Genomic DNA, 16,324 nt, shown 5'->3' on the forward strand with positions numbered 1-16,324 from the left:
CCCACACTGGATCTTCATGGCCGGTTAAATCGCGCTGCGTTTTCGGGCTCATGCCAACACGGCACTGGCTGAGTACATGAAGATCGAATGTGGGAGCTGTCGAGCCCCGGCGAGGCTGCGAAAGCGGTGGGTCAGGCAACATCGATGTCGGCTGCACTGACGCCATCGCAGCCTCGCTGAAGCTCGACAGCTCCCACACTTTCGGGCTCATGCCAGCACCTGGCGCATGCGGATCAAGGTGTGTTCGGGGCTGCTGGGCTCGTCGGCGTTCTGGCGCAGGAAGGCTTCGATTGCAGCGTGGCGGCTGATCGCTTCGTCGGCCAACGGGTCGCTGCCGGCGGAGTACTCGCCGACGCGGATCAGCATTTCAATTTCGCCGTAGCGCGCCATCAGTTCACGGATGCGCATCGCCAGGCGCTTGTGTTCGTCACCGGCGACCTGCTCCATCAAGCGGCTGCGACTGCGCAGCACGTCCACCGCCGGGAAGTAGTTGCGCTGGGCCAGTTCGGCGCTCAGGGCGATGTGCCCGTCGAGGATCGAGCGCGCTTCCTCGGCCACCGGGTCGCTGGCGGCATCGCCTTCGGTAAGCACGGTGTACAGCGCAGTGATGCTGCCACTGGGGCCCGGGCCGGCGCGCTCCAGCAGCTTGGGCAAGGTGGCAAAAAACGACGGCGGATAACCGCGACGGGTCGGCGGTTCACCCACCGCCAGGCCGATCTCGCGCTGGGCCCGGGCGAACCGGGTGAGGCTGTCCATCAGCAGCAGCACGTTGCGGCCCTGGTCGCGGTGGTACTCGGCCAAAGTGGTGGCGACAAATGCCGCCCGCACCCGCTCGGCGGCAGGACGATCAGAAGTGGCGACGACGGCGACGGTACGTGCACGGGCCTGGGCGTCCAGTTGCACGTCCAGCAGTTCGCGCACTTCCCTGCCCCGCTCGCCGATCAGGCCGATCACAATCACGTCGGCCTCGCTGTTGCGGATGATGCTCGCCAGCAACGAGGACTTGCCCACCCCGGGCTCGCCGAAGATGCCCATGCGCTGGCCCTGGGCAAGGGTCAGCAAGCCGTCGATGGAGCGAATGCCCAATGCCATGGAACGCACGATCAGCTGCCGGGAGAACGGCGCCGGTGGCTCGGCGTGCAAAGGGTAAGTCTGCAAGTTCAGGGTCGGCGGTATGCCGTCGCCGTCGAGAAACTCGCCCATGGGGCTGATCACCCGCCCCAGTTGCGCGTCCCCCACCGCCACGCCGAGGCTTTCACCGGTGGCGATGATTTGGGTGCGGGTCGACAGGCCCTCCATGGAACCGATGGGCGACAGGATCGCTTCGTCACCGTCAAAACCGATCACTTCGGCACTCAGGCTGCGGCCGCTGACCGGGTCCCGCAGATGGCACAGCTCGCCGATGCTCGCGCCCGCAACACTGGCCCGCAACAGCACCCCACGAATGCTCAGCACGGTGCCTTGCATAGGGCGCAAGCGGGCCTGGGAAAGGCGCTCGGTCAGACGCGGCAGCAAGTGATTGAGGTTCATGCCAAGCCCTCTTCGGCGAAGGGCAACAGGTTGCGGCGCAGTGTTTGCAGTTGCGCCTCCAGCCCCAGTTCAACCGAACCCGCCGGGCTGCTCAGGCGGGCCTGGCCCGCGCTCAATTGCGCATCGGCTTCTACCGCTATGCCGTCCTTGAGCAACTGTTGACGCAAGGCACTCACTTCCGCAGGCGGCACCCACAAGGTCAACGCCTGGCCCTGGCGAAACGCACTCAAGGCCTGGCGCGTGCAACGCACCACGCGGTCGGTATCGTCCAGCTCGCCGAGCACTTCACGCACGATGCCCAGGGCCAGGTCCGCCAGCGACGCTTCAAGCCCGGCCAGGTAATGCTGGACCTGGGACTGGGTTTCCAGCAGCAACTGCGCGACCTGTTCGGCGCCTTCCCGGCGCGCGCTTTCAAACCCTTCGGCGCGGGCGGTGTGCAGCCACTGGTCGCTGTCAGCCTTGATCTGCTCGGCGTGGTCCCTGGCGGCTTGCACAAAGGCAAAACCATCGGTCCACAACGCCGCCTCCTCGGCACGCAGGATCCGCGCGGCGGGACGGCTGGGTAATTCACTCATGGGCAAGTTCCTCGGCGAGCAACCGGGCGGCGACGGTCTGGACAATTTCCAGGTCGCGGGGCAAGCGCCCGCTGTAACCCTTGGGCGCCGCAAACCGCAGTTGCAGCCAGCCTTGCAACTCGGCGGGCTGGGCTTGCAGCCAGGCGGCGACACAGGTGAGGCCATCACGGTCGATGGCATCGATCAATTCGGCGGGCTCGCGCAACAGGTCGGCCGCGCCACCCAACTGCCGGTTCGCCAGGGCCAGGGCAAAGGCTTCCTGGCCGAGGCCTTCACGCAGTTCATTGACCACCTCGCGGCGGATCTCCCGGCTCAGGGTCGAGCCATGCCAGATCGCCCCGCACAGCCTGGGCAGGCGCTCGAATTGCGCCGGGTTCAGCAACAGCACCGGTAAATCGGCGGCCGGTGGCGTGACCAGATGCGCCAGCGGCGCCAACTGATAATGACTCGCCAGCAACTGCTCCAGCCGCGAGCGAAAACGCGGTTGCACATGCAGGGCTTGCAGCACCTCGACCGGCAGCCCTTCGCCGAAACACTCGCCGAGGCTTTGCTCGCGCACAAACTGCAACGGCTGGGCGATCAGGCCCTGCCAACGCTCAAACAGGCTCATTCACCCTCCTTGAGCACATACAACGCCTGGGACTGGCGCCGCGCCCATTGCTGGCGGGCCAACACGCCACAGGCGCCGAGGGCCAGCAGCAACAAACCGCCAAAAAGCAATCGCGCCTGGTTGAGGTTGTCTTCCAGCAGCCACAAGCCCATGAAGCGCGCCAGCCGCGGTTGTGCCGGGTTCTGGCTGATGGACACCGCGGCCTTGATCGCCGTCACCGACACGCCGTCGTAGCTCAGGCCGGAAATGCCGTTGGCCACCAGGGTCTTGATCTGCGGGATCAGCGTATTGATGTCGGTGCCCGGGTCGTAGCGCACCAGCACCGAAGCCGACGACGGCGAGATCACGCGCTTGAGCAGGTCATTGTCCGGCAGCACCACGTGCACCCGTGCCGAGACGATGCCGTCGATCTGCGACACCGAGTGGGACAGTTCTTCGCTCAAGGCGTAGATCATCTGTGCCCGCTCCTGCACCGGCGACGACACCAGGCCGTTGCCCTTGAACACCTCGCCCATATTGGAAAAGCTCTGCTGGGGCAGGCCGGCGTTGTCCAGCAGGGTCATGGCTTCGGCGAAGCGCTGTTCGTCAACCACCACTTTCAACTGGCCGTTGTCCTGCACCTTGCGCGTGGCCGGGATGCCGTCGCGCAGCAGCACGGCGACCATGGCGTTGGCGTCGCGCTCGCTGAGGTTGGTGTAGAGGTCCATGTCGCAGGCCTGCAACAGGCTGGCGAGCACGCCGATCAGCAGCAGGCGCAGGGCACGATTCGGGCTTGGCATGGCGTTATTGACCCTTGAGCAGCGTGTTGGCGGAACCGGAAATCTGCGTCGCACCACGCACCACCATCTGGGTTTCGATGGAGTAGTCGAACATCTTGCCCAGTGAATGGACGATCTGGTCGACCTGCTGCTCGGCGACTTTCTTGCCCGGCTCTGCCGTGGGTGAGGCACCCGAGGTGCGGATGTCCGCAGCGGCCACTTGGGGTGGCGCCGACGGGTTATTGGTGAGCACATCGGCGCGCTCGGAAAAGGTCCGGGAGCGGTCGATAAAACTGTTCAGGCGCTCCATCAGGCCCGAGCCGATCTGATGGGGGCTGGCGCCCTCGGGCATACCCTTGGCCGTATTGGCCATGTGCTCGAACAGATTCTGCGAGGCCCCCGCGGGCCCCGCGCCGGCGGACGGCGGCAAGGCCGCGGCGCCGGCTGCGAGACTGATGGTCATGGCTGCGCCCTACTCTTCGTCGTCATCGGACAGGGCGTCATTCAGCATTTCCTGCGCCTTGGGCATGATGATGAATTGACCGCCGATGGTGACCGCCTGGGTGATCAGGGCATCGGTGAATTCGGCGTCGGTCATCTCCGGTTTGTCGGCGCTCTTGGCGTTATCCACCGCGGCGTTGAACTTGGCTTCAGGGCTCGCGCCACCGGGGGCGAGGTTGCTGTCTACGGCGGTTACGGACATGGTCATGCTCCTTTGCTGGGGTTGGGGTGAATCAGGGGGTTTCGGTGCTCACCTGGGCGCCGCGAAATACCCGCACGCCGTGCTCGCGTGCAACAACGGGCGCGGCGGCCTTGGGTTGCAGGTGATCCACATGCTGCTGGACCAGCGCCAGGTACGGCGGCGGCCCGGAGACGAAGACTTCATCGCCCTCGGGGCCGTTGCGCATCGACAACTGCTGGCCGAACACATCGAGGTTGTTCAAATAGGCTTGCAACTGGTCCAGGTTCAGGGCGCTGGCCTTGAACAGCCTGGTGCTGATTTCGTCGCTGGCGTTGAGGTACAGCAGGTTGCCGTCGAAGTACCAGGTCAGGCCGTTGGTGCTGCACAGCGTCTGCAGGAACTCCCCGGCGGTGGCCGCGCGCACGGTGCTGCGGGCCTTGCCGCGAACCTTGTCGGAGAGCACCAGCGGGATGTCGAGGTTGTGGCCGAACTCTTCGAGGGCGGCGCGCACGTCCTGGTCCACCAGCACGTAGGCGTAGGGTTTGGCGAACCATTCCGGCTCTTCGTCGGCGTGGGCGATCGAGGTGCCAAACAGCACCGACAGACATAGGAGCGCCATGGAAAATATGCTTACATGGCGTCCGCCTTCGCCCAACGAGTTGTGACGATGACCAAACACTTTTTGCTTGCCGGCAGCCTGTTGCTGGCCGCCTGTTCCAGCCCTGCCCCGAGCGATTCCGACCGTTCGGTAAAGCTGGCCAACGACCTGAACAAACGTGGCGACTACGCCAGCGCGGCGGCGCTGTATGAACGTGCGGCCCAGCAACCGGGCGCCGGCATCGACCTGTGGCTCAAACTCGGCCAGGCACGGCTCGACGGCAACGATGCGGCCGGTGCCGAGCGCGCCTTCCAGCAAGCCCTCGGCCTTCAGGCCCACAACGCCGACGCCTTGCTGGGGCTGGGCACCGCACAACTGCGACTGGGCAAAACCCAACGCGCCGTGACGGCCCTGGGGCAAGCTGCAGAGGCCAGCCAAACGCCGGTCGCCTACACCCGGTTGGGCATCGCTCAAGTGCTGAATGGCCAGGCCGTCGCGGCACAAACCGCCTTCGCCAAAAGCCTGAGCCTGCAACCCGACGACCTCGACAGCCGCTGCAACCTGGCGCTGGCCTATGCCCTTGGCGGCCAGGCGCAGCAGGCGCTGGACACCATCGCCCCGGTCACCCAATCGCCCCGCGCGTTGCCACGGCATCAGCGTAATGAGTTGTTGGTGCTGGTGTTGGCGGGTTACGAACAACGAGTCGCCAGCTTGCCGCTGGACGACATTCCGGCGGCTGAGCGAGTACGGCTGGTTGCCGAAGCCAATCGCATCAAAGCCATCAGCGACCCGGTTGCGCAGGCGCGGGAGTTGGGGTTGGTGGATACGCACTAAAGGGTAACCTTGCTGTTGCCCTGCTTTTGATTTTGATCTATCAGGCCCCGTCAACCACGATGGCCGCAAGCAGGCACGGTGGAGCGGGTAAATCGGCAGGGATGCCGATTTAGCCGCGACGGGCCAGGGACGGGCCGTCGCGGCGNNCCGAGTGGTGGGGCAAAGACCTTTTGGTTACTTTTGGGGCGTTTGCCAAAAGTGACCCGCTGTAAGAGCGGAACCCTAAGTGGCCGTTACCGCAGGAATGGATATGTACTCGGTCTGCTTCAAGAAACTCACCGACCGTTAGGCCGCTTTCGCGAGCAAGCCCGCTCCCACATTTGGATTGTGGTGTGACAGATAAATCTCCTTGGCCTGGAATACCGTTATCGCAGGCAAGCCAGCTCCCACATTTGGATGGCGGTGTGACAGACAGATCTCCTTGGTCTGGAATACCGTTATCGCAGGCAAGCCAGCTCCTACATTTAGATGGTGGAGTGGCAGGCAGATCTGCTGGGGCTGGAAGGCCGCTATCGCTGGCAAGCCAGCTCCTACAGGGGGAATGCGCACGCAGGGTCATTGCTGTGCTCCCGGTGCGCCAGCCTTGGCCTCTTGCTGAGCCTGCCGCCGCTGCAACTGCTCCCGATCAAACCCCTCGATATACACCTGCGCCGCCCGCCCAACCGGCGCGGCCATCGCAGGACCCGTCGCCCGCCCCTGATTCAAATCCTGACGCTGCTCCACCATCTGCATCAAATTCAAATTGTTCGCACAGCCCAACGGCAAGGTCGCCTTGAAATCCTCATCCAGCCCGATCTCATCCTTGGCCGGCGGCTGCTGACACTGGCTCGGCAACCCGTCCGCCTGATACTGCGGCGAGTAATACACCGGCGCCAGGTGCGTCTTGCAACCCATCACCAACAGGGGCAAACACATCCACAAACGCGAAACTTTCATGCCATGCCCCCTCATCAATTCATGTAGAAACCAAACGCCCCACCACTGCGCGGCCCCGCCGCTGCGGCGGTGGCAGGCTGCGCATCCAGCGGCGTGGCCAGGGTGCGACTGCGCACCGGTTCCACCAGGTACGGCGTGATCAAAATCACCAACTCGGTTTCGTTACGCTGAAAACGCTTGGAGCGAAACAGGTTGCCCAGGATCGGCAAGTCGCCCAGCAACGGCAGCTTCTCGATGTCCTGGCTGCTCTCGCGCTGGAACAACCCGGCAATCGCAAACGTCTGCCCGCTGCCCACTTCCACCCGTGTATCGGCGCGGCGCACGCTGAACGACGGCACATGGAAATTGCCGAAATCCACCGTGCCGCCACTCACCACACTGCTGACCTCGGGGCGCACTTGCAGGGCGATCCGGCCGTTGGGCAGCAGGGTCGGGTTGAACAGCAGCGACACGCCGAACGACTTGTATTCGATCCCCACCAGGTCCCGATTCACCGGCACTGGAATCGCCACTTCGCCGCCCGCCAGGAAGCTCGCGGTCTGCCCGGTCATGGCGGTGATGTTCGGCTCGGCCAGGATTTGCAGGATGCCGTTGGCCTGCAACGCGTCGAGCATGCCGTCGATATTGGTATTGCCCGAGCCGCTGCCCGCTGCCGCCAGGCCGCCGGCAGTCGCGGCTGCCAGCGGCCCGCCGGTAATCAGGCCGAAGGAGAAGGTGCCGTTGCTGAACATGGCGTTCCAGTTCACGCCGTAGTGCAGCAGTTCCGAGCGCGACACTTCAGCGAAGCGCACCCGCAGATTGACCTGGGCCGCACCGGCATATTCGGTGGTGTTGACCGCGCTCTGAAAACCCTGGCCTTGAGGGTTGAGCAACGCATTCAAGTCCGTCGCTTCGCCCACCGAACGCACCGTGCCCCTGGCGATCAAGCGGTTACCGGCACCGCTGATCTGCGCGCCATTGCCGGGATGCAATTCCTGCATCGGCGCGGTCACCGCCTGGGTCGCGCTGCTGACCGCCAGGCTCAGGCTGGCGAGCTGTTTGCCGTCGTTGCCAAGGGCAATCAGGCTGGTATTGCCCGGCGCCTTGCCGAAGATATAGATCACCCCCGGCGACACCACTTGCAGGTCGGCAACCCCCGGCTCGGCCACCAGCACCGACTCCACCGGCGCCACAAAATGCAGGATCCGGCCTTCACCGGAGGCCAGGCTGATGGAGCCCTGGGCACCGTTGGCGATGTCCTGGGCATTGCAAAAAAACGAGACCAACGTCAGCAACAACAGACAAAAACGGATCATGAGGCAGACGCCAGGGAAGTGACGGAAGCCGCGGCAGGTGCACGGCGGTTGGAGATATCGGTGAGGCTGATGGTCACCAGGGCTTGCAGGTTGTATTCAGTGGCCAGCTCGCGAAACGACAACACCGCCAGCTCCAGTTCACCGCGCAGCACCAGGCGCCGCAGGCTGCGGCGCAGTTCCGGGTGCACCAGCAACACGGCGCTGTTGGCGTCGGTGGTTTTGTCGCAGGCCTGGCGCAACTGGGCGAGCAAGGCGCGGTTGACCTCCTCGGGGATCACTTCGCGGCTGGGTTCCTGGCGACGCAGGGATGCGCGCAGTTGGTCTTCCAAACCCGGCGCCAATACCAACGCGCCAATCACCCGATTACGATCGGCGTATTGATGGCTGATCTGCCGTGCCAACGCGGCCCGCAGGTGTTCGGCCAGGCGGCTGGCGTCGGTTTCGCGGGCGCCCCACTCCACCATGGCTTCCAGCAGGGCTCGCTGATTGCGGATCGACACGCCCTCGCCCACCAGCAGGCGCAGGGTTTCGGCCACCCGCTGCAACGGCACCAGGCGCAGGGCTTCCTTGACCAGTTCGCCGTAGGTGGCTTCGGTGCGTTCGAGCAGCAGGCGGGTTTCCTGGATCCCGAGAAAGTCCGCGGCATAGCGGCGCAGGCTGCGTTCCAGCACGCCGCGCAGCACTTCGTCCGGCAGCAGGAAACCGATGCCGGCGTTGCGCAAGGCGTCTTCGTGCTGGCGTTCGATCCAGTGTGCGGCACGGCCATTAAGCGGTGAATCAGCTTGCAGGGTGGCGATGTCCAGCAGTTGCACGTGCACCGGATCGTCCTGCAACAGCAGGCAGTTGACCGGCATCTCGCCCTCGCTCACCGGCACGCCTTCCAGGGACACCCGGAAACTGCCCGGTGTGGCCTTGGCGTCCATGTGCACGCCCGGCACCGGCACGTCGACGCCGAGGTCGCTGCGAATGTCGTGGCACAGCGCTTCGATGCGCTGGCCGAGCAACTGGCGCGGCGCGCTGAGGGCCAGGGCGCTGCCGAGGGTCAGCAATACGCGGGTGTCGGGGGCCACGCCGTACTCCTGCTCGGCCGGCGCTTCTACTACCGGGTCCACGGTTTCGATCAGCACTTCAGGCTCCACCTGGTTTTCCCGGGTATGGCGGCGGTACATCACGAACGCCGCACCACCAAACACCAGCGACAAACCGAGGAACACCCAGGTCGGAAAGCCCGGGATCACACTGACGCCGACCATGATCAACGCCGTCAAACCGAGGGCCCGGTAGCTGGCGCCCAACTGCTTGAGAATCTCGCTGCCAAGGTCGCCCGCCTCACCGTCGCTGTTGACCCGTGTGACCACGGTGCCCGCCGCCACGGAGATCAACAGCGCCGGGATCTGTGCGATCAAACCGTCGCCCACGGTCAGCAGCGAATAGGTGTGCACCGCCGCGCCGAAGGCCATGTCGCGCTCGATCATGCCGATCAGCATGCCGCCCAGCAGGTTGACCGCGAGGATCACCAACCCGGCAATCGCATCGCCCTTGACGAACTTCATCGCCCCGTCCATCGCGCCGAACATCTGGCTCTCACGCTCCAGGCGCGAACGCCGGCGGCGGGCTTCGGCCTGGTCGATATCGCCGTTGCGCAGGTCGTTGTCGATGCTCATCTGTTTGCCGGGCATCGCATCCAGGGTGAACCGCGCCGCCACTTCCGCGACCCGTTCGGCGCCCTTGGTAATCACCACGAATTGCGCCACGGTGATGATCAGGAACACCACCATGCCCACCACCACCTGGCCGGCAATCACGAAGTCACCGAAGGCCTTGACGATATGCCCGGCGTCGCCGTGCAGCAGAATCAAACGGGTGGTGGTGATGGACAGCGACAGGCGAAACAGGGTGCTGAGCAGGATCAGCGGCGGCAGCGCCGAGAACTCCACCGAGTGACCGATGTAGAAGGCCACGATCAGGATCAGGATGCTCAGGGCAATGTTCAGTCCGATCAGCATGTCCACCAGATAGGTGGGCAACGGGATGATCATCATCACGATCGCCATCAGCATGAACGCGACGATGATCACGTCGGTGCGCTGGGCGGCCATGCGCGCGATGCCGTTCAGGCGATTGAGCAGGTTCATGGCGCCACTCTCCGTGCGGCCAGGTAGCGTTTGAAGCACTGGCGTGCCTCGTCCTTGCGTTCGCCGTACCACAGCGCCCGGGCGCGCAGCAGCAACAGGCTGGCGGACTCGCCTTCCAGCGCCACCAGGCGGTCCAGGGCCGAAAGTGCGCGGGTGGCGTCACCGCTGTCGGTGAACGCCAGCACCAGCGAACGCAGCAACAGGCCGTCGTCGGGCGCCACGCTCACGGCAATCAGCAGCATCACCAGCGCACGCTGTGACTGCCCGTTGCGCCGGTACAGCTCGCCAATGCCCTTGAGCAATTGCACCGCGTCGTTGTTATCCCGGGACATCAAGCCTGGACCTCCGAGCGCTGTTGTTCGAGGGTGCGGCGCATCTCGATTTCCTCGCTGATCAGGTCGTGGGCCAGTGCCTTGATCTCCGGCTCGGCGTCGAGGTTCGGCAACAGGTGCTGCATCACGTGTTCCAGCAGCTCCAGGGAGCGCGCGCTGCCGAACAGCAGCGAGTCGACGCCGGCGGCGCTGGTGAGTTCTTCCAGGTCGCTGCGCAGGGAGCGCCGGGACTGGACCTTGCGGGTTTTCAGCACTGCTTCGAAGGCAGTGGCCTGGCGCGAGTTGACCGGGCGAATCGCCTCGACCGGTGCGCTGCGCACATCAGTGGGAATCAACGGACGCGGTTCGACTTTCATCCCGGGGCCTTAGCTGAAAAAAGCAGCGTCATAAGGTGAAGGTGAAGCGCTCTTCGCCACGGGCGAGGATCACCTGATTGTTCTCGATGCGGTCCAGCACCCAGTTGTCGGCCAGGGCCGCGCCGGGGTACAGGCGCTTGCCGCTGTCGTTGATCACGTAGGGATTGGCGCCGAACCACACCGCTTGAAAACGCACCCGTGGCCGGGCCGCATCCGCGCGCACCGCGACCCGTGGGTTGAGCACGATCTGCTGGCCGTAACGCTGGTCGAAGGCTTGTTGCAGGGCGACCCACTGGGGCTTTTGCGCCCGTTCGAAGGAGCCGCTGGCATTGAGTTGGCCGTCGGTATCACTGACCTTCACCGCGTCCAGGTGGGCGGCCTGCAGTTGCCCTTCGAACCAGGCCTTGGCCTCGGCGCGGGATGGCTTGGCCACGGTTTTTTCGGCGACGGGCATTGCAGCCTGGGCCTGAGGCGGGTCGTTGCGAAAAGCCAGGGCGCCGGCGCAGACAAACAGCAACGCGGTGGCGATGATCCAAGGGGTAAAAGTGCGTGTCGCCGCAGGTGGTTTTTCCGGGCTGCCCGGCAGCGCCAGGCTCACACCCGCCGTGCCGATACGCAGTTGCAGCGGCAGCCGCGCGCGATGGCCGCTGCCCTGGGGAATGCGGATATCACCGGCAGTGCCAGTGATCAGTACCTCACCGCCGAGGGCTTCGACGGCCACATGAGCGCCTTCAAAACGCAGGCGCAGGTGCAACTCGGCAATCCCGGGATCGCTGAGCTGAAGGTCGGCAGCCAGCGCGGCGCCAAGGGTGTAGACCGGCTGGTCGAGCATCAGGGAACTGCCCTGGTGCAAACCGTGGGTCACAAGCAGGGTCGGCGCGCCGTTCACGGCGGGCAGGCCCAGGGAAATCAAGGCTGTCATGGTTGGGTTTGCCCCCTTGAGAATCACAGGCCGCAACGGCACCTGTGCCGATCAACAACGGTGCAACGGGGTAAGGCAGGTATGCGGGCAGCGCCGGCGCTGCCCGCAAGGCGAATCAGTTCTGCGGACGCTGTTTGGTGGCGTCGAGCTCTGCTTTTTTCGCGGTGCTGATCTCGGTGATCTTGGCCGACTTCTCAATAGCCATGTTGAAAGTTGCTTCCATCTTCGCGATAGCGTCGTCGGCGCCGCCTGCACTTACTGGTGGAGTAGTAGCCATGTTCAATCTCCTTGCATCGATAGGGAAGTTAAGCCGCATGCAAACCGAACCGAACTCCCAGCGTCAGACAGTGAGTTGGCAATGCAGCTGTCGGTTTGCATGGGACCCATACTACTCACGAATAAAACGCCTTCGCTGTGAAAGCTTGTGAAACGTTCACCGCAGGCGCTGTGAAAAATCCGGCTCAACACGCCGTTGAGCCAATCTCATCGCCGCGCAGGTGCGGAACTTTTATTGAAAAACCGATACACACCACACCCCAATGATTACGGGGCTTGCGCCATCTAAAATGAACGTTATTGAACAATTCGATGCCGTTAAGCGCCACGCAAATCCGTTGATCGCCCATTATTATTCGGAAAATAAGCCGACAACTTCACACTTTTAACTAATAGCCATTTGCCCAACTTTGCAGATATTGCCATTTGTAACAAAAGCGACTTGATCATCGCGTTTGATAGCTCGGCGCGGGCTCGTTCAATAACACTTCGCAACTTTCGCCCGCCCAAGTTAGTGCACTTGCACTAAATGCCGACTTATATAAAACAACTTCCAGGTGATCTATGACTGCGATCCCGAATGGCCTTGATCCTGCCGATAACAAGGGCCCGGATGGTTCCCGGAGCACGTTTGAAAAAGCCCTGTTCACCGCCGTCGACAAGCCCGTATTCGACCCTTCGAAAATCCGCGGCCCCTCGATCCCGCTGCCGTACCAGAACGTGCAGGCACCGGTGAACAACAGCATCACCTACACCCCGCTGGGCAGCGACAAGCCAGTGACCCTCAAGCAAATCGACAACCCCCGGCTGTTTGAGCAACTGGTGAACCAGTACAACGCCCAGCAAAGCGACGCGACCCTTGAAAAGAACCTGGCCGACAGCAAAAGCGCCGGCTACAAGGAGGCCGACGCCAGCACCGTGGCGCCGGGGCTGGGCAACTACAAGGCGATCGGCAGCACCACCGAACTGGGCCCGGGGCTGATTCGCTACGAGACCAGTGCCGGCGACAAAATCGTGGTCAGCCAGAAGGAGACGCCTGCGCTGTTTGCCCAGGTCAGCGGCGACTCGGCCAAGCTGTTCGCGATCAACGCCAGCCAGGCCGAGGGCTATCGCCTGGCCGGCCCCACCGAAACCATGGACCCGGCGGCTAATATCGGCCCGCCCGAGGAAGTCGGGCCGGGGTTGATTCGCTACACCACCGCCTCCGGCGACAAGGTGATCGTGTCCCAGGACATCACCCCGGCGCTGTACGACCAGGTGGCCAAGCTGTACGCCGGCAGTACTGGTGCGGCCGGCGCCTCGGACACCTCCTGGATCGACACCTCGTCGTTCGGCGTATCCGGCGCCAAGGACTGGGACACCATCACCGGCAACACCAGCGGCACTCCGACCAAGGAAGAATTGGACCTGAACCGGCCCAAGGCGGCCGCCCAATTACTCTCGCAAAATTGGGACGCCTGGGGTCTGCACGGCGCGCCGATCGACTTCGCCAACCCGCCCACCACCCTGCCGCCGGAAGCCCAGGCCGTGCTCAAGTACGTGGCCAGCAGCCCGAGCCTGATGGCCGCGCTGGACACCGGCGGGCGCGGCAAGGCCGACAATGTGATCACCCATTCGGATGTCGACCACTTCATCGACAACGCCGGCAAGGACCTCGGCGCCGCGTCGAAATCCTATGGCAGTTTCCTCGGCAGCCACCCGGGCGACCTGGCCAAGGCCAACGCCAAGTCGGCGGCGATCCTGATGGCCAACGAGAGCCTGGCCGCTGGCGCAGGCTCGGCAATGCGCCCCGGTGACGCCAACCAGCGCAGCAACGACGGCATGCTGCGCAGCGACAACCTGGGAGCGTTGGCCAGCGATTCGGCCCTGAGTACCGAGCTGACCGGCGCGGCGGCGATGTGGTCCAAACCCGGGATGTTCCACGCCCTGGAAACCGGTGGCGACAACCCGGCCACCGGCAAGTCGGACGGCATCGGCACCCGCGACAACATCGGCGCCTGGCTGGAAAAACAGGCACCGAAAACCGACAGCGACACCCTGACCTTCCTCGACGGCGCCGCCACCCGTGACGCCGTCGCCGGCGTCGACACCTCGGGCCTGACCGCCGATATCCTGGCCAACCCGCAGAACTACAGTGGCGAGCAAAAAGCCGCGGTGCTGGTGCAACTGACCGATGCGCAAACCCGCCTGCTGGTGAGCGATTACGTGCCCCACGCCGGCCTGATGGACAAGTACACCTCGCCCAACTACGGCCTCAACCCCAACGAGGACAAGATCAAGGCGCAGCTGCAAAGCGGCATCGAAACCCTCTCGGCCGACCCGGACGTGCAAGGCTTCCTGCAAAACAACCGCGGCCCGGCCCTGGCCGACATCGTCGACAGCAACCCGAGCCTGAAAGTCGCGATGCAGGACTACTACACCAATAGCATCGAGACCGGCAAAAACCTCAACGACAACCTCAACGCCAAGGACCAGAACGGCAAGCAGATCGACATGGGCATGGGCCTGCAAAACGCCGCCAACGATACGACCATCGCCAACCTGGCGCTGGGGGGCAACGGCCATGTGGACCTCACCGGCATCGCGGACAAGGCTGGGCAAAGCGACAACATCCAGCAGTACTACAAGAACGAACTGGTGACCGGCAAAGCCTTCACCGACGCGGTGGCCGGCGGCATGGACCCGACCGTTGCCGCCAGCAGCTTCGCCGCCAGCACCGCCTCGGCCCAGGCCTTCCTGGGAGGCAAGGCATCGGCGGAAGACGCCGCCACCTTGCAGGTGAATTTCAACGAAGCCCTCGGCGATGCGCTGCTCGGCGGTGCCACCACCGACACCCTGAACATCACCCTGGGGGATGGCAAGGGCAACTTCGACGAAGCCAAGGTGACTGCTGCGATCAACGACGCCCAGCAGAAAGACCCCGAGATGTTCGTCACCTCCGACGGCGGCAAGATCGACCCGGCGCAAGTGGTGTCGATGCTGCGCTCGGTTTGGGACATCGGGCGCCAGGGCAACAAGATTGCCGATGCACTGCCCAAGGCTATCGAAGGCATGAAGTTCGGTGACGTCAGCCCGGCGTTCAAGCAAGGCCTGTTGCACATCGGCAGCGCCGTGCTGATGAGCGGCGTGCTGATGGCCCGCTCGGCCAGCGGCAGCACCACGCCCATCGCCGATGCCAACCGGGTATCCGCCGGGCTGCAATTTGCCGGGTTGTTGATGGAAGGCGGCACCAAATACGCCAAGGAAGCCGGATATGGCATCACCTGGGTCAACCGCCCGGACGGCGGCACCATTGGCGATTTCCCCGGCAAGGTGCCGGTGGGCAAGGGCCCGCTCAGCCCGCAGCAAATCGCCAACCTCGGCGCGGCCGGCAAGATCATCGGCTCGGCGGGCGGGATTATCGGCGGCGTGATCGGGGTGATTGGCGGTGTCGACTCGCTGAAAAAAGGTGACTACCTGAGCGGCAGTTTTTCCGTTGCCACGGGCGTGCTCGGCACGGGTGCGGCGGTGGCCGGGCTGGTGGAAGCCGGGGCCGGGTTGTACGGGGCCACGGAAATCGGCGCGGTGGCCGGGACGATCAGCGGCATCCTTGGCGGGGCTACGGCGATCCTTGGCGGGATCGGCAGCGCCTTCCTGCCCTTTGCCCTGGCGGATGCCCATGGCAAGGCGCAGGACGCGTTCTACGGTCAGCTTGCGCCGGTGCTCAAGCAATACGGTTTGACCGGCGGCCCGACAGAACCCGGGGATTACCCGGAAGACCCGATCCCGGCGATCAACACCTGACCCTCCCTTGCAGCCCTGCGCGAAAGGGAGGTGCGCGGGGCTGTGTCTTGAACATGCACAAAGGTTAATCACATGACGTATTCACAACGCAGACACCAGGAAGACAGCGGCGCTTTTGAAATTCACTTCGGCCCTTATCAACTGCTGCCCAAACGTCATCTGCTGCTGAAGAACGGTGAGCCGGTGAGTTTGGGCAACCGCGCCCTGACCTTGCTGATTGCCCTCGCCTCACGGCCTGGGGAGTTGCTGGAGAAAACCCAATTGCTAGACATTGCCTGGCCACGGCTGGTGGTGGAGGAATGCAACCTGCGGGCGCAGATCAAGGCGATCCGCCGGGCGTTGGGGGATGAAGATTCGGCGTATATCGCCACGGCGACGGGCCAGGGGTATCGGTTTGTCGCGACTACCTGGGTGGAGCGTGGGGCGGTGAAAAAGCCTGTGGTGTTGGGGGTTTATAGCTGTCGCCGGTGTTTGGGTGGTGAGGTGGCGCCGGTGCGCGGGGGGTTGCTGGAGAGGCTTAATAGCTGAGCCTTGGTGATTTGGATCGGGGGGCATATCCGTTTCTTCGGTCAAGGCCGCTATTGGTTCCGCTCTTACAGCGGCTCACTTTTGAAGAGCGCAAAAGTAAGCAAAACGCTCTTGCCCCACCACTCGGCACCTCGCCTAGGCTCGGTGTGCCCGCACTCCGGCAGCACGAAGCGG

The 16,324-nt window shown here is 64.0% G+C and carries 18 protein-coding genes; 3 read left to right on the forward strand and 15 right to left on the reverse strand.

Annotated elements, in window-relative coordinates; translation table 11 throughout:
- From HX875_RS32665 to HX875_RS30740, 8 genes are all read right to left on the reverse strand, one after another.
- Positions 1-211: hypothetical protein (locus HX875_RS32665; protein WP_218172049.1), on the reverse strand; the 211-nt coding region annotated here is incomplete at its 3' end.
- The gene (locus HX875_RS30710) at positions 208-1,530 is read right to left on the reverse strand and encodes a FliI/YscN family ATPase (protein ID WP_177048573.1); all 1,323 of its coding nucleotides are present in this window, start codon (positions 1,528-1,530) and stop codon (positions 208-210) included. The genes HX875_RS30710 and HX875_RS32665, both read right to left, overlap by 4 nt.
- A complete protein-coding gene (locus HX875_RS30715; protein ID WP_177048575.1) occupies positions 1,527-2,105 on the reverse strand; it encodes a FliH/SctL family protein in 579 nt (192 codons plus the stop codon). The genes HX875_RS30710 and HX875_RS30715 overlap by 4 nt, the downstream gene beginning before the upstream one ends.
- The gene (locus tag HX875_RS30720) at positions 2,098-2,715 is read right to left on the reverse strand and encodes a type III secretion protein (RefSeq protein WP_177048577.1); all 618 of its coding nucleotides are present in this window, start codon (positions 2,713-2,715) and stop codon (positions 2,098-2,100) included. Before HX875_RS30720 ends, HX875_RS30715 begins: the two co-directional genes overlap by 8 nt.
- Positions 2,712-3,494: a type III secretion system inner membrane ring lipoprotein SctJ gene (gene sctJ, locus HX875_RS30725; protein WP_177048579.1), complete on the reverse strand. Its 783-nt coding sequence runs from the start codon at positions 3,492-3,494 to the stop codon at positions 2,712-2,714. Before sctJ ends, HX875_RS30720 begins: the two co-directional genes overlap by 4 nt.
- Positions 3,495-3,498: 4 nt before the next feature.
- Positions 3,499-3,936 (reverse strand): hypothetical protein, encoded by a 438-nt coding sequence (locus tag HX875_RS30730; protein WP_177048581.1) that lies wholly within the window; start codon positions 3,934-3,936, stop codon positions 3,499-3,501.
- A gap of 9 nt (positions 3,937-3,945) precedes the next feature.
- Entirely contained in the window at positions 3,946-4,176 is a 231-nt protein-coding gene (locus tag HX875_RS30735; protein WP_177048583.1) for a hypothetical protein, read from the reverse strand.
- A 31-nt stretch (positions 4,177-4,207) separates the two neighbouring features.
- Positions 4,208-4,774, reverse strand: a complete 567-nt coding sequence (locus tag HX875_RS30740; RefSeq protein WP_177048585.1) for a type III secretion protein — start codon at positions 4,772-4,774, stop codon at positions 4,208-4,210.
- 48 nt (positions 4,775-4,822) lie between these two features.
- On the opposite strand from HX875_RS30740, the gene HX875_RS30745 reads away from it, so the two are divergent.
- The gene (locus HX875_RS30745; protein WP_177048588.1) at positions 4,823-5,587 is read left to right on the forward strand and encodes a tetratricopeptide repeat protein; all 765 of its coding nucleotides are present in this window, start codon (positions 4,823-4,825) and stop codon (positions 5,585-5,587) included.
- A 555-nt stretch (positions 5,588-6,142) separates the two neighbouring features.
- Here HX875_RS30745 and HX875_RS30750 read toward each other — a convergent pair.
- The 7 genes from HX875_RS30750 to HX875_RS30780 form a co-directional block, all read right to left on the reverse strand.
- Complete coding sequence (locus HX875_RS30750) at positions 6,143-6,523, reverse strand: hypothetical protein (RefSeq protein WP_177048590.1); 381 nt, start codon at positions 6,521-6,523, stop codon at positions 6,143-6,145.
- A 14-nt stretch (positions 6,524-6,537) separates the two neighbouring features.
- Entirely contained in the window at positions 6,538-7,818 is a 1,281-nt protein-coding gene (locus HX875_RS30755; RefSeq protein WP_177048592.1) for a type II and III secretion system protein family protein, read from the reverse strand.
- Complete coding sequence (gene sctV, locus HX875_RS30760; RefSeq protein WP_177048593.1) at positions 7,815-9,953, reverse strand: type III secretion system export apparatus subunit SctV; 2,139 nt, start codon at positions 9,951-9,953, stop codon at positions 7,815-7,817. Before sctV ends, HX875_RS30755 begins: the two co-directional genes overlap by 4 nt.
- On the reverse strand, positions 9,950-10,285 hold the full coding sequence (locus HX875_RS30765) for a tetratricopeptide repeat protein (RefSeq protein ID WP_371132102.1): 336 nt from the start codon (positions 10,283-10,285) through the stop codon (positions 9,950-9,952). The genes sctV and HX875_RS30765 overlap by 4 nt, the downstream gene beginning before the upstream one ends.
- Complete coding sequence (locus HX875_RS30770) at positions 10,285-10,641, reverse strand: hypothetical protein (protein WP_177048595.1); 357 nt, start codon at positions 10,639-10,641, stop codon at positions 10,285-10,287. The genes HX875_RS30765 and HX875_RS30770 overlap by 1 nt, the downstream gene beginning before the upstream one ends.
- 28 nt (positions 10,642-10,669) lie before the next feature.
- Positions 10,670-11,563, reverse strand: coding sequence for a SctD/MshK family protein (locus tag HX875_RS30775; protein WP_177048596.1), 894 nt, complete (start codon positions 11,561-11,563; stop codon positions 10,670-10,672).
- Positions 11,564-11,678: 115 nt separating this feature from the next.
- Complete coding sequence (locus tag HX875_RS30780; RefSeq protein ID WP_003207273.1) at positions 11,679-11,840, reverse strand: hypothetical protein; 162 nt, start codon at positions 11,838-11,840, stop codon at positions 11,679-11,681.
- Between the two features lie 563 nt (positions 11,841-12,403).
- On the opposite strand from HX875_RS30780, the gene HX875_RS30785 reads away from it, so the two are divergent.
- The gene (locus HX875_RS30785) at positions 12,404-15,622 is read left to right on the forward strand and encodes a type III effector HrpK domain-containing protein (protein ID WP_177048597.1); all 3,219 of its coding nucleotides are present in this window, start codon (positions 12,404-12,406) and stop codon (positions 15,620-15,622) included.
- Between the two features lie 72 nt (positions 15,623-15,694).
- Complete coding sequence (locus HX875_RS30790; protein ID WP_177048598.1) at positions 15,695-16,150, forward strand: winged helix-turn-helix domain-containing protein; 456 nt, start codon at positions 15,695-15,697, stop codon at positions 16,148-16,150.
- Positions 16,151-16,324: the final 174 nt, after the last annotated feature.

The organism is Pseudomonas yamanorum, assembly GCF_013386765.1.
GTDB lineage: Bacteria > Pseudomonadota > Gammaproteobacteria > Pseudomonadales > Pseudomonadaceae > Aquipseudomonas > Aquipseudomonas yamanorum_A.